The sequence below is a fragment of the Ruminiclostridium papyrosolvens DSM 2782 genome, assembly GCF_029318685.1.
GTDB lineage: Bacteria > Bacillota > Clostridia > Acetivibrionales > DSM-1351 > Ruminiclostridium > Ruminiclostridium papyrosolvens.
The window spans coordinates 1,867,699-1,888,597 of the sequence record NZ_CP119677.1; the positions used below are offsets into that span (position 1 = coordinate 1,867,699).

Consider the following 20,899-nt stretch of genomic DNA (forward strand, 5'->3'; position numbering starts at 1 on the left):
GTAGGTAACCGATCAACAAAATAACTCTTTCTTTTCAGTGGGGTCTTTAAATCAAAGTAAAATAGAAATGCTTTTGCCCGTACCAGTTACAATCTGGTCACGGTCCTTATGATATCAAATCTGCATGTACTCCATTTACCGTTCTTACCATACCGCCGTATATAAAGCTGACTTTTTTGAGAGGCTTCTGCGAATCAAAAAAAACATATGGCTAAACTATAGAATTATTTGGTAAAATTATGTCAATAGGTGTTTAAAACTAAAAGATATATAAGGTGAGGTGGATTGCACTTGTCTATAGATTGGAATGCTTTGAGGATATGGGACGGGTCACAGCAAACTGCATTTGAAGAATTATGCTGTCAGCTTGCAAGACATGAAGATATTCCGCATGGGTTAGAATTTGTTAGGAAAGGTACTCCTGATGCAGGCGTTGAATGTTACTGGAAACTAAAAAATGAAGACGAATGGGGCTGGCAATCAAAGTTTTTTACAAAAACGCCTGAAGCTACCCAATGGAAGGAACTTGATGAATCTATTACGACAGTTTTAAGAAAGCATCCGAAACTTAAGAAATATTATATTTGCATACCTTTAGATAGAGCTGACCCAAGGATTGAAAAGCAAAAGTGGTTTATGGATAAATGGGATGAAAAAGTTGCTTTGTGGAAGAAACAGGCTCAAGATTGCGGTATGGAAGTCGGCTTTGAATATTGGGGGACTTCAGAAATATTTGACCGACTTTCTAAAGAAGAACACAGGGGAAGGTATCTTTTTTGGTTCAATAAAGAGCAGTTTAGTCTGGAATGGTTTAAGAGTAGATTGCAAGAGACGATTGCAAATGTAGGTCCAAGATATACACCTGAACTTAACGTAAAACTTCCTATAGCTAAAATATTTGGTGCATTAGGTTGCACTGATGAATTCATAAATGAAGTGAAAAACTTATGCGGTAATTGTTTAAAACAATTTCATAAATTATCATCAACAAAAGTTAGAACTCTCTGTCCCCAAAAGTATGATGAGTTAACCGCAAAAGCAGGAAAAATAGTTGAAGTAAAAGATAAGATTGATAGAATTAAAGCAAATGCTATAGATTGGACAACCTTTACTACAACACTTGAAGAAATGATAGAGCTTGTTGATAGCACGAACAGAGATATTCAGCTCTTGGAAATAGAAGAGAAAAAAGCTGAAGAAAAAAAAGGCACTGTCCAAAAATATGATTCTGAATATCATTACGTATATCAATTTAGAAAAAAGTTATATGAATTTTCAGATTTCATTACAGACTGTAAAGCAAATCTCACAAACTTAAGAACGTTGCTGTTGCTCGGTGATGCAGGTTCAGGCAAAACCCATTTACTTTGTGATGTCGCAGAAAGTAGACTTTTAGTAGGACTGCCATCAATTTTACTATTAGGGGGACATTTTTTCAATGAGGAACCTTGGTCGCAGGTATTAAAGCTACTGGATGTAAAGAGTAGTAAAGACGAATTTTTATCGATTCTCAATACAGTAGGAGAAACAAGACAATGCAAGGTCCTTTTAATAATTGATGCCCTTAATGAGGGGGAAGGACGGAAATTTTGGCAGAAGCATATTGCTGGATTCATTGAGAGTATAAAAAAATACGAATGGCTATGTTTGGCAGTCAGTGTAAGAAGTACTTACGAGATGGCAATTATTCCTGATCACCTTGACATGAAAAGCCTTATAAGAGTTTATCATAATGGCTTTAGTGATATTGAGTATGAGGCAACAAACCAATTTTTTGCTTACTATGGCATCCACAAACCCTCAATGCCGTTATTGGTACCTGAATTCAAGAATCCGCTTTTTCTCAAGTTATTCTGTATAAGCATAAAGAACAGAGGAGCGGATACAGTTCCAAATGGTATAGAAGGCTTGAATAGGATTTTTAACTTTTATATCGATTCTGTAAATTTGAAGCTTTCAAAAGAAGAATATCTAAATGTAAACCCGAAATCAAATTTTATAAGGAAAGCTATTGATAAGATAGCTGATGCAATGGCTGATACAAACTTGTATTATCTACCAATAGAATCTGCTATGGATATAGCCGATAGCATATGCCATAAGGAGGAATTTGAACGGTCGCTTTATAGGTACTTAATAAGTGAAGGAGTATTAAGTGAAGACAGGGTAAGAACAAAGGATAAGGATTGGATTGATGTTACGAGGTTTTCATATGAGAGGTTTACGGACTTTATGGTAGTTAAGCGTCTCATAGAAAAGCTGTATAAAAAAGAGTCAGGAGAATTTGATACAGAAGTATTAAAGGAACGGTATCTAAAAGATGAATATGCCGCCTGGAGGCATAAAGGTATAGTTGAGTCGTTGTTTGTACAATTGCCTGAAGCTACTGGAAAGGAGTTAATTGAATTATTACCAGAGTGCAGCAGCTATGAATCCGTAGTGGATGCGTTTATAGAAAGTTTTATATGGAGAAACCCCGATTATTTTAGTGATAAAACAACTGACTACATAAATAAATACATAATGTGCTATAAAGAAAGCAGAAACAACTTTATCAACTCCTTGCTATTAATTTCTTCAAATGAAACACACCCATTCAACGCAGAAAGACTACATGGATTCTTATGGGACATGGATATGGCAGTTAGGGATAGCTGGTGGACAATTTTTCTTTATGACCATTATGGTGAAAAGAAAGCGGTAGATAGACTTTTAGACTGGGGTCTCTCCAATGCTGATAAATCTTACATAAGTGATAAATCTATAGAATTAATTAGTGTAAGTCTTTCGTGGTTTCTTACTTCTTCTAATAGGTTTTTACGGGACAATGCAACAAAAGCTCTTGTAAATATACTGACTGATAGAATAAATGTAGTCAACAATCTTTTGAAAAGGTTTAATGGAGTTAATGATCCATATGTGCTTGAACGACTGTATGCTGTTGCTTATGGCTGTGCCTTAAGGAGTAATAATCCTGAACAAATATCGGTTCTTGCAAAATGTATTTATGAATTAGTTTTCAATAATAAGGAAGAAGTATATCCGAATGTTTTGTTAAGAGATTATGCAAGAGGAATTGTTGAATGTGCTATTACTAAAGGAGATTTAGAAGGTGTAGTCGCAGAAGAAATTAGACCTCCTTATAAAAGTAAATTATCCCTTAAGATGCCTTCTAATAAGATATTCTCAAAATATACAGAAACAGACGAATTTAAGTCACAAGAAGACTGGACAAAACATAGCTTATATGATTCAATAATGGGATTTGGAGACTTTGCAAGGTATGTAATCGGAACTAACAACAATTTGTCAAACTGGTCAAAAATTAAAATTAGTGAACCAGACCCAGTAACCTTAAAAGATAAGTACAATGATTTTGTAAAGTCACTTGATGAATGTGAAATAGCGGCATGGGAGAAGTTTGAAAAGGCAAGGCATGAGCTTGATTTGGATGACATTTTTGAGAAATATTTAGGTGAGAAAAAGAAACACAAAGTACCGAAAAAAACATTAAAGCAAAACTATATTGCGGCTGGAAAAGACTTCATAGGGATATTAAGCACAGAAAAACTGAAAGTTTATAATGAATATATAAAATCATATCTTGATACTGGAGAGGCAGAGAAAGTTGCGTATATAGGTTTAGAGTTTATTCAGGCATGGATTTTCAAAAAAGTGTTAGAAATGGGTTGGAGTGTTGAAAAATTTGGGCAATTTGATAGTTATGTTAACCGATACAGCAATAATGGAAGAGGAGCAAACAAACCAGAACGAATAGGAAAAAAGTATCAGTGGATTGCATTGTATGAAATTTTGGCTCGTTTGTCAGATAACTATAAATACATAGATGAATGGGATGAAGCTAAACGAAGATATGAAGGTCCCTGGCAACTATCTTATATTAGAAATATTGATCCTTCATGTACCTTAAAGAAAACTTACAGAAATTCGAGAAAAAATTGTTGGGCTATGCCAATACAATACAATTCATGGCAAGAAAGCGAAAGTGATGAATCTTGGTTAAAAGATATAAAGGACTTACCCGATGAAAAAATGGCTATAGAAGTTACAAACCTTGACGAGAATTCTGATTGGTTTGTTTTAGATAATCATTTTAACTGGGAAGAAGAAACTCCTCTGGACAAGGAACGATACGAAAAACCAACAAAACAGCTTTGGTATATGATAAAAAGTTATATTATAAAAAAGGAAGATTCAGAGAAGTTCTATGAATGGGCAACGCAGCAGAACTTTATGGGAAGATGGATGCCTGAACCAAGAGACGTTACTGATTTATTCTTGGGCGAATTTTATAGGTCACCAGCATACAATTATTTAATCCGTAATGAACAAGAGATTTGGGTAGAAAACTATAGGAAAGAACTTCCGTGTAAAGTTATGGTTCCTGTAATTGACTATCTCCATGAAGAAGGTGTATATGATTGCTCTTTAGAAGAAAGCATACGAATAACTCTTCCAACAAGGGAGATTGCAGAAAAGATGGAATTGAAATGGAATGGAAAAGACTATAAATATTATAGTAATGAAGGTAAAGTAATATTTCAAGATCCTTCAGTTGATAATGAAGCCCCAAACTCTCTTTTGGTAAGAAAGGAGGATTTCCTGAAATTCCTTGATCAAAATGGTTATGATGTTATTTGGACACTACTCGGAGAAAAAAATATCATACACTCACATAATCGAAATGAAATCGGCAGGTTAGAGATTAGCGGCGTTTATAGGTATATCGATGGAAAGGTTGAAGGAAATAGGAATGTTGTATTTAATGATTTTAGAAAATAAACTATGCAGGTGGTTTTCACCACCTGCAATTTTCTTATTTACAGACTATATACTTAACGGAAACTTCTTTACTTCTTGCTTCAAGTGCTTCATATCGACATGAGTATAAATCTTTGTAGTATTGAGATCATTATGCCCCATTAAGCTTTGTATGCTGATAAGGTCAGCTCCATTTTGCAGCAGCAAAGTACCATAGCTGTGTCGTAACTTATGGATAGTATAGCCCTTGCCAGTAAGACCTGCCAATTTTAAGTAACGTCTAAAGAGCTGGTTAAGTGGGGTAGTGGATAGGCGAGTACCATTGCCAGAAATAAATACGGCATTGTCATGTAATGGAAGCCTGGTTTGAAGATATGCCCATAAATCCGATATAAGCGGTTCTGTAATAGGAACCACTCTTTGTTTTTTACCTTTTCCATTTAGGACAGTTATTGTGTTGCTGCCAAAATCAATATTCTGCCAGTTTAGTGATAGTAGCTCACTACGCCGAAGCCCTGTAAAAACAAGGGTTTCGATAATACATTTATCCCGTAGCTTATTATCACGGGAATGCTTCATAGGCATTGAAATCAATAGTTTTATTTCGTCAGGCTTGAGGTAGATGGGGAGACGATCAGGTTTCTTTGGTGCTGTAATTGGAGCCATCGGGTTCTTATCTATGTATTCCTGGCTGATTAGAAAGCTGAAAAAAGAACGTAGAGAATTGATCTTTCTGCGGATAGTTTCAACTTCATATTTCTTGTCAATCTTTAGAAAAGTAGTGTATTTTCTTAACAGCGGAGTCGTAATGGCATCAACCGTAGGTTTTATGCCTTGAGACTCAACAAAACTTGAAAAGATGCTGAAGTCAGAGGTATAATTTGCGATAGTAAAAGCGGAGGCATCCTTTTCAGCCTTAAGAAAATTGATAAAGTCCTCGAAATAGTCATGGATAGTCATATATTTTCCTCCCAATTTGAGATAAAAATATAGATTAAAGATATGGATTCTGATAGCCTATAACCTGGATAATAGACTGCTATTTGAAGCCTTTATTGAAAAGAAGGCTTGAAACCCAGTATCCATGCCGAAAAATCCTATCCATAATTTATAGTCTATATCCCGGCTTATAGACTTACTCATAAAAATAATAGCCCTGAGAAATCAGGGCTATTATTTTTATGCTCCAAATTGCATATAATATGTTTTCTAGCACATACATAAAAGTAAAAAAGGAGACAGACCAGAGAATTTAGCTGGTCTTATTAGTGTACTCAAAATAGTATATGAAAGAAATATAAAACTTACGAATTTTTACGCTGAATTATTGCTATTGACATTTAAAAATTGAATTGATATACTTTGTGTGAACATATGTCGGTAGTTGAACAAATGTGTAGGATGAAGGAGTAAAAAATGACAAATATTGCTGATGAACGCAAAAGGCTTTTAATAAAAGTCTGTAACTATTATTATATTGATGGTTTGAATCAACAAGAAATATCTGACAAGCTGGGAATCTCAAGGCCTCAAATTAGTAGGATGTTAAGTCAGGCAAAGACTGAAGGAATAGTGAATATAACAATAAAAAATCCTTACTCAGAAGAAGAAAAATATGAGAAGGAATTAATTAAAACTTTTGGAATACAGGCGGCTGTGGTTATTGACACGGCTGAAGCCAAGCAAGAGGAAGTTAATCGTTGTCTGGGTGATTCTGCGACAGTCTTGCTGGAATCTATGCTGAAAGACAACAGTGTCTTAGGCATTATGGCCGGAATATCAATGAATTCAGTTAGCGAAGAAATGGTTTATTTTCAGCGTAAAAATCTGAGTATTGTTCCTCTGGTTGGCGGATGGGGTCCTGATGGAGAACGGTGGCAGGCAAATTTAAATGTAAGTAATATTGGTGAAAAACTCAGATGTAAATATCTGCAACTAAATGCACCTGCATTTGTTGCGTCAAAAAAGACAAGAGATGCTTTGTTGGAAGAACCAATAATTTCTAATGTATTGGATGTTGCAAGGAATTCTACTGTTGCGTTAGTTGGTATTGGACAAATATCAGAAAATGCAACCATTATGAGAGCTGGTTTTTTTGATAATTGTGAGTTTAATGAGTTAAAGAAAAATGGTGCTGTGGCAAGTTTGTGTAACTCATTTATAAATGAAAGAGGAGAATGTATTGATTTCACTGCTTCTTCAAGAATGATAGGGATTACGGCGGAAGAATTGAAAAAAATCACTCAAGTCATTGCTATTGCTTCTGGAGATGAAAAAATCAGTGCTATAACAGCAGTTTTAAGAGGTGGGTGGATAGATGTATTAATAACTAATCTATCAACTGCAAAGGAAATATTAAAATGGCACAAACTAAATCCTGCCAAATAGAACAGGATTAGTGCAAATATAAATACTATGGAGGAAAATATCATGTTAGAACAACCAGTGAATTGGGGCAAAATGAAGGCTCAATTAGAAGGAAAGGTAGCGGTGCTTTTTGGCGCAAGCGTTGGAATTGGTGCTGCAACTGGCAGAATCTTAGCAGAATCAGGAGCTAAGGTTGTTCTTGCCAGCAGAAATGAGGAATCTTTGAATTCTTTAGTTAAAGAAATTCGAAGTGCCGGTGGAACAGCAGTTGCAGCAAAAACAGATGTACAAAGTTATGAAGAGGTAAGTGCTGCCGTACAAATGGCTGTTGACTGTTTTGGAGGTGTAGATATTATAGTTAATAATGCCGGCATCAATATTGCACCACAACCGGTTGAATTACAGGAAGATGCAGAGTTTGACCGTGTCATCAATGTAAACCTCAAAGGGGTTTGGTATGGAATGAAAGCAGGAATACCTGAGATTCGCAAACGTGGTGGTGGAGCCATTGTTAATGTTTCTTCGGTAGGAGGCCTTGTGGGAGCCCCCGGATTAACTCCTTACTGTGCAAGCAAACATGGTGTTATCGGTCTTTCAAAAGCAGCTGCACTCGATTGTGCTTCTTCAGGCATCAGGGTTAATGTTATTGCACCTGGAGCAGTGGATACGGCAATGTTTAATGACTGGCAAAAAGATGAAGAACAACGGGCGAACTTTATAAGTCTGCATCCTTTAGGAAGAGTAGGAAAACCTTATGAAATTGGCGCAGCAATTGCATGGCTTGCATCTGATGCCGCAGCTTATATTACCGGAGCGATTCTTCCAATCGACGGCGGATATATTATTCCGTAAGTTTAGGCTGAATGAATACAACACAATATCTTGAAAATTCGGAGTGTGATTCATGGATACATTCTATCAAAAATCAATAAAATGCCAATATGTAGTAGGTATTGACCTTGGAACAACAAATCTTAAAGCCGGACTCTTTAATACTGAGGGAGCACTTATTGCACAAAGCGAAGCGGAGTTTTCCATCAGCCGTCCTACAAATGGATTAGCAGAACAAGACACGGAAGAATGGTGGAATGCCCTGAAAAAAGTTTTAAAAAATCTAGTTTCAGAGGTGCCTGATGTATGCGTTTCAGCTATAGGTATATGCAGTCAGGTAGGCAGTCATATTTTTGTTGATGAAAATGGTCAAGCTCTAACAAAGGTGATTCTTTGGCAGGATCAGAGATGTTCAGAATTTGTTAATCAACTCAATGAAAAGGCTGTAAACTATAAAGACTGCTTATCGACGGGTTATTTTGTTGATACGACAGCAATTGTAGCAAGGGCAGAGTGGGCGAGAATCAAAGAACCTGAGATTTGGAATAAGACGAGGTATATACTATCACCAAAGGATTACCTTAATTCACGACTTACAGGTAATTTTGCAACAGATGCATTAAGTCAGTACGGGATTGTTGATGATAGTGGTGTTTATTATAAAGGAATACTTGAACTTGTTCCTAATATAGCAAATGTATTGCCACCAGTACTGGACTTTCGCAGTAAACTCGGAAAAATGCGCAAGATGAATGATGAAAAGTTAGATGCGGCATTTGGAAATGCAATAGTTGCAGTTGGGACTATGGATGCATATGGAAACCTGTATGGTTCAGGTGCTACTTCTCATGGCGATGGTATAGAGGTTTCGGGAACGTGTGAAATTGTTGGAGTATTATCTGAGGAAGTACATCCAACAGCGGGTGTTGTTACATTTCCGCCTGTTGATAACCTTTATTTTCATGCCGGACCTACAAAATCAGGAGGTTCTGCAATGCAATGGTTTGCCGGAGAGATGGGAATAACTGTGGCAGAAATGGTTAAATTAGCTGAGCTGGCACCTGCAGGCAGTAATGGATTGATTTTTTTGCCTTACCTCGAAGGAGAGCGAGCTCCAATTTGGGATGATGAAGTACGCGGTGTATTTTTTGGAGTTTCGGCAGAGCATAAACGTGAGCATTTTTGTCGGGCGGTAATTGAAGGTATCGCTTATTCCGCAAGGCACCTTTTAGAAGAAATTGAAAAATCTTGCGGCTTTAATACTAATTCCTTAAGAATCAGCGGCGGGTCTTCGCGAGATGCTCTTTGCTGCCAAATACGCGCAGATATTAGTAACAGGACGATTGAAAAGATTCATGTCAGGCAAAGCGGTGTATTAGGGGCGGCATTAATTGCTACGGTAGCTTCTGGACTTGCAGGTGATATAAGAACTGCTGCGGCAGATTTGGTTCATATTGAGCAAGCATATATACCTGACAGTGAAGTAAGAACATTATATGATCATCTATACTCAATTTATCGTAAGTTATATCCGATGTTAAAACCTGCTTTTTCTGAATTAGCTAAATTTAGAAATTTTAAGCAGAGTTAATTAACATAAAACCAAACAAGTCTTATTTAGTTAATACTTCTGAATATTAAACAAATTTATATGGAGGCTTTTATGAATAGTGAAGGTAGCAAAAAAATGAGTAAGTCAACACTCAAGGGAGCAATTGTCATTTTATTTGCATCAGCTTTGTTTGGAACATTAGGTACGGTTACAGGGCTTGCATATCAAAATGGCATGGCTCCGGCATCATTTGCCGCATGGAGAGAAGCAATAGGTACAATTATGATGTTTATATTACTTGCTTTAGGCATAGGACGTCCGGCAAAAGAAGAACGAATCCCCTTTAGCAAAGTATCCGGAAGAGAAAAACGCAATGTTTGTATAGCAGCGGTAGCCTTCATGACCTTTAGTCTGGCAATTTTTTATGCTTTTGGATTGGTTACGGTAGCACTTGCACTACTAATCTTTTATACTTATCCTGCATTTGTAACTATAATTGGAGGTATAACGGGAAAAGAGACTATTACAGCATCAAAAATCGGAGCTCTGATTATGGCTCTGGGCGGCGGAGTGTTAGTTGTAGTTGGACAATTAATTGGTAGTCCAGTTCAAGTAAGAGTATTAGGTATTATTCTTGCAATTGTTGCTGCTTTAGCAGACACGGTTTATTTTACTGTTGGACGTGATGGATACCCCAGTATTCCACCGGCGTACGCAACTATCTTTTTTCTCTTTGCCGGTGCTATCGTATTTGGGATAATTGCATTAGTTACAGGAGGTATAGAGTCATTGACAGTACCATTTCATAAGCCATCTCTTTTGCCAATTCTTGCTTTTGCAGGGGTTTTCGGGGCAGCTATACCTACAATTATGATTCTGTCGGGAATAAGAATGATTGGTGCATCAAGAGCATCCATCCTGGCTCTGTTTGAACCTGTTGTTGGAGTTGTACTTGCATCTATTGTACTTGGTCAAAAAATGTTTTTGATTCAGATAATAGGAGGAGTGCTGGTATTAGGTGCTGCCGTTGTTTTACAGCTTGCTCCAGAACCCAAGGCGATTGAGAAATCAACTCAACCCAAATCGCCAAAGGTCTAGATGTTCACCTCCTAAGTAAAGCCAATAAAAATCAGTTTTGCAAAGGAAAGCTTTAAAAAGTATTGGAGTACTCTTTAAAGCAGCATTTAGTGAACTATAGACTAACCCTAAGTTATCTATTTATAAATAGCACAAATAATTATATGAGTCAAGGGAAATGAAAAAGGGAAAATAGTATTTCTACCATTATTTTTCCCTTGACTTTTTCATTTGACAAGAAATGAGTGATTTTATAACTGACTTATATAAGAAAGAGGATGAATAAATGAATTTACTTGATGTAAAATTTAGCAAATTAAAGAAAAAAAATGAAGGAGCTTTGATAGCATATTTCCCTTTGGGAGAAGTTGGTTTTAATACGATAGAACTGGCCAGAACATATATTGACAATGGTGTGGATATACTGGAAATAGGTTTTCCTGTTGAAACCCCATATCTTGATGGAAAAGTTGTATCTGATTCTATGAAAAGGATATTAAACAACGACTTCGAAGTACAGGGGTTTTTTGATGAGATTAAAAAAATTAGAAGAGAATTTAAGGATCAACCATTAGAAGTGTTTGCGTATACAAGTGTATTTGAGCAAATCAGTATGGAGGATTTTCTTTCATTGTGTGAAAATAGTGGTGTTGACTCAGTGCTGTTTGTAGGTGCGGATAATTTAAAAATGAAGGAGTTGAGTACTGTTATACCTCCTTCGATATATAATTTATGGTTTGTTCCATATAACTATTCTGAGGACTATATAAATGAGGTAAAGGATTCAGCAAAAGGATATATTTTTTTACAGGCGACTGATGGTGTAACTGGTGCAAGAAATGAATTGGAATCGGGGTTAAAGGATATAATACGAGAAACAAAGAAAAAACTGGATAATATTCCTATTTGTCCGGGATTTGGAATTTCAAATGCTGATCATTGCAAACAAATAAAAGAGATGGGAGCAGATGGTGTCATTATCGGTAGTTCATTATTAAAGTTTCTTGTTACGCATTCATTAGAAGAAACAGGAAGTTTTATTAAAGAATTAAAAAGCGCGTTGAAATAAATAGAGAATTTAGATTATTCCTGTGATACGCATAATTCATCAAAAACACTGGCTTTTTAGCCGGTGTTTTTGTGCTTTTTATCTAAAATTAAAGTAAAAATAATTAAGTAAATGTAAAAATATTTAATACGTAAATTATATACTATAGATTTATAATAACCTTATTAAAAACAATTCATTGCAGCAATTTTTGAATTATTTTTTTGAGTTTACATAATAGATTCAAAAAAGCCATTAGAATTGTAAAAGAAAAAGGAGGAATTAACATTGAAAAAAACTATTTCATTGTGTCTGGCACTTGCTATGACAACATCAATTGCTCTAACAGGATGTGGTTCAGGAAGTACATCAAAGGACTCCACAGGCGGTTCTACATCAACAGCAGGCTCAGGAACTGTAAAAACCACAAGCTTAAATTTCTGGACGTTTCAGGAATTACACAAGGGCTTCTTTGATGATGCAGCAGCTACTTGGAACAAAAAACATACTGATAAGCCGGTAGAGCTTAAGATTGACGTATACCCGATTGATGAAATGCATAATAAGCTTCTGATTGCATTACAGTCCGGAACAGGAGCACCGGATATTGTTGATATTGAATGTGGAAAGTTTCCTAATTTTCTAAAGGGCAGCAAACCGGGACTGGCTGAGTTAAACAGAGTTGTTGAACCGGTGAAAGACAAATTGATAATGGGTAGAATGGAAAACTATGCGAAAAACGGTAAATACTACGGTATAGACTACCATGTTGGCGCACAGGTTATGTTTTACAATAAAGAGATTCTAGGTAAAGCAGGGGTAAATCCTGATAACATAAAAACTTGGGATGATTATATTGCAGCAGGAAAAACTGTAATGGAAAAAACAGGTAAGCCAATGACTACCATAGAAGCAACAGATCACTGGTCTTACTATCCTATACTGACAATGCAAGGGTCAGATTACTTAACAAAAGATGGAAAACCACAATTAAATAATGAAACTAATGTTAAATCGTTGCAGTTCTTAAATGATATGCTGAACAAAGACAAGATTGCAGTTTTAGCTCCCGGAGGCTTTCATCATGCCGAAGAATACTGGTCATGGATGAACAAGGGTAATGCTGCTTCCGTTTGGATGCCAATGTGGTATATGGGTAGATTTACACAATATATGCCTGACTTGAAAGACAAAATAGTAATCCGACCTATGCCTACTTTCCCGGGAGGAAAGAAGTCAGCCGGTATGGGTGGTACAGGAACAGCGGTTACAGCACAAAGCAAAAATGTAGAGCTTTCTGTAGATTTCCTTGCAGAAGCAAAACTTTCATTGGAAGGTAGTATCAAGACTTGGACTATTCTTGGCTTTGATCCTATAAGAAGCGATGCATGGGCAGACCCTGCTATGAAATCTGACAATCAATACACACAATATTTTGGTAATGATATATTTAGTACACTTCAAGGCATAGTGTCCGATGTTGGACCAATAAACTATGGGGATCTTTATCCTACAGCTTTATCACTGGTACAGAAGAACGTATTGTTCAAAGTATTGCAGGAAAAGAGTGAGACTCCGGAGCAGGCATTGAAAGAGGCTAACGAAGAACTCGTTAAGAAATAAAACTATATTTAGTTAGGAGTAAAGATTCAACTGGTGCTCTAGGTTGAATCTTTTCTTCCTAATTAGGGGGGGGAATAAGATGACTGTCAACACGACAAATACTATGAAATTGCAGCCTGAAAAACCAAGGAGAAAAGTTCATCTTAAACAAGAAAAAATTGCTCCTTATATCTTTGTTTTACCATTTATCCTTACCTTTTTAGTTTTTTTCCTATATCCGATAATTTCAACGGTATTAACAAGCTTTCAGGAAGTGCTGGGCCCCGGTGATGCCAAGTTTATAGGTCTTAAAAACTATAGAAATATGATAAATGAACACTTCTTTAATGCATTATGGGTAACCACAAGATATACTTTTTGGACTATTCTTGTATTGGTACCGATACCAATGCTGCTCTCTATAGTCTTAAACCGTAAAAATATTTTAGGCAGGAACATTTTTCGTTCAGCTTTTTTTCTACCTGCGCTAACATCAGTAATAGTTGCGGGATTATTTTTCAGATTGGCTTTTGGTGAGCAGGATACTACATTAGTTAATATGATATTAGGGTTTTTTGGAATCCCTAAAACGACCTGGCTTCAACGAGGACATACAGCAATGTTTGTTATGGTTGTTCTTAGTACTTGGAGATGGTTGGGCGTTAATGTAATCTATTTCTTATCTGGACTTCAGAATATACCTGTGGAGCAGTATGAATCAGCATCAATAGACGGTGCAAGTGAATGGAGAAAGTTCCTGAGCATAACTGTTCCCGGATTAAAGCCGGTTATTACTTATGTAGTTACTATAAGTATTTACGGCGGTTACTCAATGTTTGCCGAATCATATACTTTATTTGGTCCAAGATCACCGGGTGACATAGGTCTTACTATGGTAAGTTTGATTTATCAGCAGGGATTTAATGAGAATAACTTTGGAGCGGGTTCAGCTATCGGAATAACCTTATTGATTATACTGATGGCTGTAAACATGATACAACTTGCACTAACAGGTTTCTTCAAGAAGGAGGGGGATGATTAAATGGCAGCAAATAAATTAAAAAACAATATTTTAACAGTAGCAATAATTATATTGATGCTTGCAGTTGCGATATTTTGCCTAGCACCTTTTTTCTTCTTATTCTTGTCCTCATTTAAACCCGGTTCTGAAATGATTAGGAATGGTATAAGCATTAAACCTGATTTCGGTAACATGAATTTAAATAATTACAAATTGTTGTGGGAAGGTAAAGAGGGCATATACCTATATTGGTACAGAAACAGTTTAGTTATTACTGTACTTGGAACTGTCATTTCACTGTTTATGACATCCATGGTTGGCTATGGTCTGGCTGTATATAAATTCAAGGGAAGAAACCTTATTTTTGTTCTTGTGCTTATAATTATGATGATTCCCGTTGAGATACTAATCTTACCGTTGTACAAAATGTCAATTTCACTTAAACTCATTGATTCGTATCTGGGCGTTATACTTCCGTTTGCAGTATCACCGTTTGCAGTGTTCTTCTTCAGACAATACGCCATAGGGCTTCCCAAGGCCTTTTTAGATGCAGGAAGAATTGACGGCTGCAGTGAGTTTGGAATGTATTTTAAAATAATGATGCCTCTAATGCTGCCCGCTTTTGGTGCAATGACAATACTACTTGCAATGAACAACTGGAATAGTTTTGTTTGGCCGTTAATAGTACTTCGTTCAAATGAAATGCTTACTTTGCCCATAGGACTTCAGTCTCTGATTACACCTTATGGAAACAATTACGACTTATTACTCTCCGGAGCAGTAATGTCAATTATTCCAATTATGATTGTATTTTTCTGTAACCAAAAGGCATTTATTGAAGGCCTTACAGTTGGTGGTGTAAAAGGTTAACATCTAGCTTGGATAATTATACTATATGTTATATATTAGTCTTAATATATAATGTATAGTATATTATTTATTTTCTAAATAATTGCGAAAGTTGGTTGTTTATGTATTCCTTTTTTGCATTTCTTAGGAGATTGAAGAAAATATTCAATTCGGTTTTAATTAATATCGTTTCGATAATCAGAAACATAAAGATTCAGCAGAGGTTAATTCTTATATTAATTATGCTCTCAGTTGTACCCCTTGTTATTACAAGTATTTTTTCATATAACCAATCAAGCTCTGCAATAAGAAGCAAAACCAGTACATATTCATCTCAGGTAATGAACCAGGTTGGTGTTAATATTGAAAGAGAACTTAACAGATTGGAAAATGACAGCATAGAAATTGAATTCTCCTCATTAACCCAAAACGTTTTGACGAATATCAAAAATATGTCTGCTTGGGAAATAGAAATCGTACAGCTCACTATGAAAGAAAACTTGGTAAAAAAGTTTTCTTTTTTGCATGATGTTTCAGATGTTCTGCTATATACAAACGACCGCAGAAGGATAGTAGCTTATGGTGACAGGAGTTTTAAGCTAAATCTTAAAAAAGAATTTTTAGATACCTATTTGAAAGAGCTGGAAGAAAAAGAGGGCACCCCGGTTTGGAAAAGTTCCAACATTGATGTTGAAGAAAGATTAGTAAAGTTTGCAACAAGTGCTGAACAGATGAATAAAAGCGATTGTATATTACTTGGAAGAGCAGTTCTTTCTCTGGAGACACGAGAGATAATAGGAACACTGCTTATTCGCACAAATGAGAGATATTTTTCAAACATATACAGAAATATTGACATGGGAAAAAATGCCGATATCTTTGTTGTTGACTCTGATGGAATTGTTGTTTCAAGCAGAAATACAAAAATACCTGTGGCAAAGCAATACAAGGATCAAATGCTGATAAAGGAGCTGCTGAACAGAACAGGTAGCCAAGATAAGACATTCAATATGTCTATTGATGGCAAAAAGTATATGATTGCTTTTTCGTATCTGAAAGACGCCGACTGGTTTGTGGTAAGTACAATACCGTACTCATATCTGAACGCAGAGGTAAAGGGTATACTTACTAACATTATGTTGCTGGTTATGGGATGTTCCGTTCTGGCAGTATTATTGTCCTACATATTTACACTGACTTTATCAAAACCGCTGAAGCGTCTTATTAATACTATGAATGAAGTGAAAAGAGGCAATCTTTCTGTTAGTATAATAGATAACAGCACCGATGAAATAGGTGAAGTAGTAGGCAATTTTAATACAATGCTTAATGAGATAAAAAATCTCATGGAGAGTGTGAAGCTTAACGAGAAACAGAAAAGAGAAGCAGAAATAAAAATTTTACAAGCACAGATAAATCCGCATTTTTTATCTAATACTCTCAATACTGTCAAGTGGCTTGCAGGGGCCCAAAAAGCACATAATATCGAAGCTCTGGTTTCATCTCTGATTAAACTGCTGCATGTCAGTATGGGTAAGGGCGACGATTTTATAACTATGGGTGAAGAGGTTGAATATATAAAAAGTTATATCAATATTCAGGAATACAGATATTATGATAAATTCAGAGTTGTATTTGAAATTGAAGAGGATATCCTTGATTATAAGGTTTTAAGATTCCTGATACAGCCTGTTGTTGAGAACGCTATAATTCATGGTATCGGGCCTATGACGGAACAAGGTCTGATTTCTATAAAGGGATTTAAATATAATGATGTTTTAAAAATTCGTGTAACTGATAATGGTGAAGGAATACCGAGAGAAAGACTATGTAAAATTTTAACAGTGGATGATTATGAGAATAAATCTAAATTCAGTGGTATCGGAATAAATAATGTAAATGAACGAATACAAATTAATTTTGGAGATGAATTCGGTTTACATATAGAAAGTGTTCCTAAATTGTACACTACTGTTGAATTGACTCTACCCATTATTTCTTAAGGAGTGTTAAACAATGATCAAAGTTTTGATAGTAGATGATGATTCGATAGCAAGAACTAATATTAAAATAATGATTGACTGGGAAAATGACGGCTTTGAGATATGTGGAGAGGCGTCAAATGGACAGGAGGCCATAAACCTGATAAATGAAACCATTCCTGAAATTGTTATTACCGATATGAGTATGCCTATAATTGATGGGATAGCATTAATTGAGCATTTGAATTTTAATTTTCCTCAAATAAAAGTTATTGCCCTCAGCGGATATGAAGATTTTGAATATGTAAGAAGGAGTTTAAAAAACGGTGCTTTAGACTATATATTGAAGCATTCTCTTGACGGCAAATCATTGATGGAAGCCCTTAAAGCAGCAAGAATAAAAATAATGGCTGAAATATTTGAGCATAACAAAAATGCAATGCTTGAAATGCAGATAAATGAAAGCAGAACTGTGCTTAGGCAGAAATTCATTAAACAGCTGGTGCTGGCTGACATAATTGAACTGACGGAAATTGAGCAGAAGATAGCGGATTTAAAACTTGATATTGAGACAAAAAATATCTCCTTGGTATTATTTGAGGTGGATGATTTTGGAAGTATCTGCGAAAAGTTTTCTCCAAAAGAATTAAACAAGTTAATATCCTCGGTAGAAGAAATTACAGCGGAAATATTGAAGGGCTCGGTAAAAGGAGTTATATCTCATATTAGTGACGGCAAGTTTGTAATTATATTCTCTTTTGGAAATATGCGCAGTGATTTATATATTTATAACTTAATTGTAACAACCATAAACAGAATTAAATCAAGTATAAAAAGATATTTGAATATTACTGCTTGCTTTAGTTACAGTAAAGTTTTCAGTGATATTACCTTTATACATAAATATTATAAAGAGGCTGAACTTTTACTAAAAGACAGATTTTTTATGGGAAAAGACAGGATAATTAAAGAAGCTTCTCGTAACAGTACTTCCAACGAATATCTGAACCTTGAAATCAGCGAAGAAAAGACAATAATTGAGGCCTTAAAAACTCAGGATAACGATAATATTGAGAAATGTCTGACTAAAGTATTTGCAAGACTTACGAATAATAGTGCAAGTTACAATTCAATTCAGATGATATGTGCAGAGCTGATAAATATTGTTAATCGGGTAGCCAGAGAGACCGGAATAGATATTAAAAATGTTTATAATGATAAGGATATTCCGTATTCAAGTATGAAAAAGATTGAAACCTTAATAGAAATGAGGGAGTGGATTTTAAAGTCATATACTAAGCTGACAGAACTTATTGGGGATATAAAATTTGACCCCAACTATTCAGAGTATACTAAAAAAGCCATTAGTTATATTCATAAGAATTATAAAAATAATGTATCACTAAATGAAGCTGCAGAACATATAGGCGTTAATAGCTCATATCTTAGCAGAATTTTTAAGGAAGACTGCGGAATGGGGTTTGTAGAATATCTGAATAAAATTCGTGTAGGATATGCAAAGCAGGTAATAGAGTCAGGAAGAATGAAGCTTAAGGATGTCGTAAAAGAGGCAGGGTTTAATAACTATACATACTTTTTCAAGGTGTTTAAAGATGTGTTAAATATGACCCCTGTTGAATATGAAAAGAGGTACAGAGTAAATAAAAATTAGTTGAGTCTTAATTTTGCAGCCCCTGATATTTTTACTGACATTAAATTTAGTATTGAGTTTAATTTGCGAATAATGTAATATTAAATCCAAGTGTTTTTCTCATTCATTTTGTTATGGTAACTTATATATCTATTATATTGGGGAGACGGGTAATGACAAACAGGAATAAAACTGAAGTTTACATATATGGAAGCAAGTACACGATTTCAGGAGCAGAATCCGAAGAATATATGCATAAACTTTCTCTGTACGTTGATAAAAAAATGAGGGAGTTTTCTGAAGTTAATAATGCACTTAGTTCCGGGATGATTTCAGTATTGGCTTCAATAAATATTGCAGATGACTATTTTAAGACATTAGGTAAATTACAAAATATCACAGAAAACCAAAATACCAAAGCTGAATTAATTGAAAAAGAATACAAACAAAAAATTGAAGAACTGACCTTAGAAATCCAAAAGTTTAAGTCTGATGCAGTTATCATGGAAGAAGCTATGACTTCTCAGACCAACGATTTGGAAGTTTTAAAATATGAGTATGAAAAGAAAGAAAAAAGTCTTAAAGATCAAATCGAATTATTGATGGTTGAAGCCGACTACAAGGATGAAGCTATTGCAAATCAGTTGGAAGAACTGTCAAATGAGCATACTCAAAATAGAGAAGAACTAAAAGAGCAGATATTTAAGTTGAAGGATGACAATGCTGCCAAAGAACAGACAATTGCCGATTTAACAAAAAAGTTTGAGCAATTGGAGTCTGAATACAAGGAAATGGAAGAATTATATCAGGAAGAGTATAACCGAATTAAAAATGAAAAGACATCCCTTTAATTACTTTACTTAGGGGATGTCTTTAATATGTTCTATTCCTCCAGGTCAATAACGCTTACAGGACAGGCATCTCTGGCATCCTCGGCTTCCTGAAGATTTTCTTCTTGTATATCTTCTTCAATAGCTTCGGCCTTATTGTCCTCGTTCATACTAAATACTGCGGGGCATATAGAAGTACATAATTCACAACTTATACAACCGTCCTGATCTACAGATGCTTTCATTTGCAGTCCTCCTTAAAATTATTAATCCATAACTATAGACTATTATTCTCCCAAAACAAATAAATATACAAAAAATGTAAGAGGAAATCAGATGTAATATTATGAAGTTTGATTATTGATTTTACATGGGACATGAGTTATATTAAATACAAATATAAATGGAGAAACATAAAAATATGAATGATAATTTTGAGATAATAGACTGCCATGTTCATACATTTGCCAATGATGATATAGCAGCTAAAATTATGGCTTCCTTTAATAAATTATATGATATAGAGTTTAGAAATCCCGGTAACGGAACCATACCAAATGTATTAAAAAATATGAACGAGGTTGGGATAGACCGTACGGTAATGGCAAATTTTGCACCGCCAAAAATTTTAGACGGCAATAATTTATGGACTATAGATACTGCAAATTCCTCAGAAGGTAGACTTGTACCACTGGTGAACTTTCACCCTGACATGGAAGGGCGGCTGGCTGAGAATTTTGAAAAGTATGTGGAGCTTGGAGCAAAAGGCATAAAACTTCATCCAATGGCTCAAGGGTTTGATATAAATGATTCCAGAATGGACGAACTATATAAAAAGTGCAGTGAGTCCAAGTTTACTATCCTTATACATTGCGGCAGAGTTTCAAATGCGAGACTAAACGAATTTTCAGACTTTGAGTCCATAGTTCCTATAATAGATAAATATCCTGATATACCAATAATTCTTGCTCACATGGCAGATGGAGACAAGGAATGTGTACTTAAAGTGTCAAAACAATATGAAAATGTATACTTTGACACATCCATAGTTATAACAGGCTACCCTGAAATAGCCCGTGTCAATGAACCAAGCTGGTTGGATGACAGTGAAGTGGTTGATATTATAAATGAAGCAGGAGCGGAAAAAATACTTTTTGGGTCTGATTTTCCATGGGGAAGCTCAGTCCATGACGTAAAAAGGTTTATGAAATTAAAACTGACTGACAGTCAGAAAAAAACTATTCTAAGTGAAAATGCTAAACGTCTTTTTAGGATATAATGTTTAAATTTTAACAAAAAACAAATAT

General features: G+C 35.3%; 15 protein-coding genes. 13 read left to right on the forward strand and 2 right to left on the reverse strand.

Annotation, left to right across the window (positions count from 1 at the left end; translation table 11 throughout):
* Window positions 1-291: 291 nt before the first annotated feature.
* Window positions 292-4,803: an AVAST type 2 anti-phage system protein Avs2 gene (gene avs2, locus P0092_RS08350; RefSeq protein ID WP_276187161.1), complete on the forward strand. Its 4,512-nt coding sequence runs from the start codon at window positions 292-294 to the stop codon at window positions 4,801-4,803.
* Between the two features lie 45 nt (window positions 4,804-4,848).
* Here avs2 and P0092_RS08355 read toward each other — a convergent pair whose 3' ends face one another.
* Window positions 4,849-5,742 carry a tyrosine-type recombinase/integrase gene (locus tag P0092_RS08355; RefSeq protein WP_004621891.1) on the reverse strand — a complete coding sequence of 298 codons (894 nt, stop codon included), beginning with the start codon at window positions 5,740-5,742 and terminating at the stop codon, window positions 4,849-4,851.
* 456 nt (window positions 5,743-6,198) lie between these two features.
* On the opposite strand from P0092_RS08355, the gene P0092_RS08360 reads away from it, so the two are divergent.
* The 11 genes from P0092_RS08360 to P0092_RS08410 all read left to right on the forward strand — a co-directional run bounded on the left by P0092_RS08360 (window position 6,199) and on the right by P0092_RS08410 (window position 19,613).
* Entirely contained in the window at window positions 6,199-7,170 is a 972-nt protein-coding gene (locus P0092_RS08360; RefSeq protein ID WP_004621892.1) for a sugar-binding transcriptional regulator, read from the forward strand.
* A gap of 42 nt (window positions 7,171-7,212) precedes the next feature.
* Complete coding sequence (locus tag P0092_RS08365; protein WP_004621893.1) at window positions 7,213-8,001, forward strand: SDR family NAD(P)-dependent oxidoreductase; 789 nt, start codon at window positions 7,213-7,215, stop codon at window positions 7,999-8,001.
* A 52-nt stretch (window positions 8,002-8,053) separates the two neighbouring features.
* Entirely contained in the window at window positions 8,054-9,571 is a 1,518-nt protein-coding gene (locus P0092_RS08370) for a xylulokinase (protein WP_004621894.1), read from the forward strand.
* A gap of 72 nt (window positions 9,572-9,643) precedes the next feature.
* Window positions 9,644-10,630: a DMT family transporter gene (locus P0092_RS08375; protein ID WP_004621895.1), complete on the forward strand. Its 987-nt coding sequence runs from the start codon at window positions 9,644-9,646 to the stop codon at window positions 10,628-10,630.
* A 265-nt stretch (window positions 10,631-10,895) separates the two neighbouring features.
* Window positions 10,896-11,678 (forward strand): tryptophan synthase subunit alpha, encoded by a 783-nt coding sequence (gene trpA, locus P0092_RS08380; RefSeq protein ID WP_276187164.1) that lies wholly within the window; start codon window positions 10,896-10,898, stop codon window positions 11,676-11,678.
* Window positions 11,679-11,945: 267 nt separating this feature from the next.
* Window positions 11,946-13,280 (forward strand): ABC transporter substrate-binding protein, encoded by a 1,335-nt coding sequence (locus tag P0092_RS08385; protein WP_004621897.1) that lies wholly within the window; start codon window positions 11,946-11,948, stop codon window positions 13,278-13,280.
* A 79-nt stretch (window positions 13,281-13,359) separates the two neighbouring features.
* Window positions 13,360-14,301: a carbohydrate ABC transporter permease gene (locus tag P0092_RS08390; RefSeq protein WP_004621898.1), complete on the forward strand. Its 942-nt coding sequence runs from the start codon at window positions 13,360-13,362 to the stop codon at window positions 14,299-14,301.
* The gene (locus tag P0092_RS08395) at window positions 14,302-15,150 is read left to right on the forward strand and encodes a carbohydrate ABC transporter permease (protein WP_004621899.1); all 849 of its coding nucleotides are present in this window, start codon (window positions 14,302-14,304) and stop codon (window positions 15,148-15,150) included.
* 131 nt (window positions 15,151-15,281) lie between these two features.
* On the forward strand, window positions 15,282-17,132 hold the full coding sequence (locus tag P0092_RS08400; RefSeq protein WP_199398959.1) for a sensor histidine kinase: 1,851 nt from the start codon (window positions 15,282-15,284) through the stop codon (window positions 17,130-17,132).
* 13 nt (window positions 17,133-17,145) lie between these two features.
* Window positions 17,146-18,783: a response regulator transcription factor gene (locus P0092_RS08405; protein ID WP_004621901.1), complete on the forward strand. Its 1,638-nt coding sequence runs from the start codon at window positions 17,146-17,148 to the stop codon at window positions 18,781-18,783.
* Window positions 18,784-18,935: 152 nt separating this feature from the next.
* Complete coding sequence (locus P0092_RS08410) at window positions 18,936-19,613, forward strand: cell division protein ZapA (protein ID WP_004621902.1); 678 nt, start codon at window positions 18,936-18,938, stop codon at window positions 19,611-19,613.
* 32 nt (window positions 19,614-19,645) lie between these two features.
* Here P0092_RS08410 and P0092_RS08415 read toward each other — a convergent pair whose 3' ends face one another.
* Entirely contained in the window at window positions 19,646-19,837 is a 192-nt protein-coding gene (locus tag P0092_RS08415; RefSeq protein ID WP_004621903.1) for a ferredoxin, read from the reverse strand.
* 176 nt (window positions 19,838-20,013) lie between these two features.
* Between P0092_RS08415 and P0092_RS08420 the strand changes: the two genes are divergently transcribed.
* The gene (locus P0092_RS08420; protein ID WP_004621904.1) at window positions 20,014-20,871 is read left to right on the forward strand and encodes an amidohydrolase family protein; all 858 of its coding nucleotides are present in this window, start codon (window positions 20,014-20,016) and stop codon (window positions 20,869-20,871) included.
* The last annotated feature ends 28 nt before the right edge of the window (window positions 20,872-20,899 follow it).

What these genes read in the sequence shown, in the direction of transcription:
- P0092_RS08410 (WP_004621902.1), top strand. Translation starts at nt 18,936, where the DNA reads ATGACAAACAGGAATAAAACTGAAGTTTACATATATGGAAGCAAGTAC.
- P0092_RS08390 (WP_004621898.1), top strand. Translation starts at nt 13,360, where the DNA reads ATGACTGTCAACACGACAAATACTATGAAATTGCAGCCTGAAAAACCA.
- P0092_RS08415 (WP_004621903.1), bottom strand. Translation starts at nt 19,837, where the DNA reads ATGAAAGCATCTGTAGATCAGGACGGTTGTATAAGTTGTGAATTATGT.
- P0092_RS08420 (WP_004621904.1), top strand. Translation starts at nt 20,014, where the DNA reads ATGAATGATAATTTTGAGATAATAGACTGCCATGTTCATACATTTGCC.
- P0092_RS08355 (WP_004621891.1), bottom strand. Translation starts at nt 5,742, where the DNA reads ATGACTATCCATGACTATTTCGAGGACTTTATCAATTTTCTTAAGGCT.
- trpA (WP_276187164.1), top strand. Translation starts at nt 10,896, where the DNA reads ATGAATTTACTTGATGTAAAATTTAGCAAATTAAAGAAAAAAAATGAA.
- P0092_RS08360 (WP_004621892.1), top strand. Translation starts at nt 6,199, where the DNA reads ATGACAAATATTGCTGATGAACGCAAAAGGCTTTTAATAAAAGTCTGT.
- P0092_RS08365 (WP_004621893.1), top strand. Translation starts at nt 7,213, where the DNA reads ATGTTAGAACAACCAGTGAATTGGGGCAAAATGAAGGCTCAATTAGAA.
- P0092_RS08375 (WP_004621895.1), top strand. Translation starts at nt 9,644, where the DNA reads ATGAATAGTGAAGGTAGCAAAAAAATGAGTAAGTCAACACTCAAGGGA.
- P0092_RS08370 (WP_004621894.1), top strand. Translation starts at nt 8,054, where the DNA reads ATGGATACATTCTATCAAAAATCAATAAAATGCCAATATGTAGTAGGT.
- P0092_RS08405 (WP_004621901.1), top strand. Translation starts at nt 17,146, where the DNA reads ATGATCAAAGTTTTGATAGTAGATGATGATTCGATAGCAAGAACTAAT.
- P0092_RS08395 (WP_004621899.1), top strand. Translation starts at nt 14,302, where the DNA reads ATGGCAGCAAATAAATTAAAAAACAATATTTTAACAGTAGCAATAATT.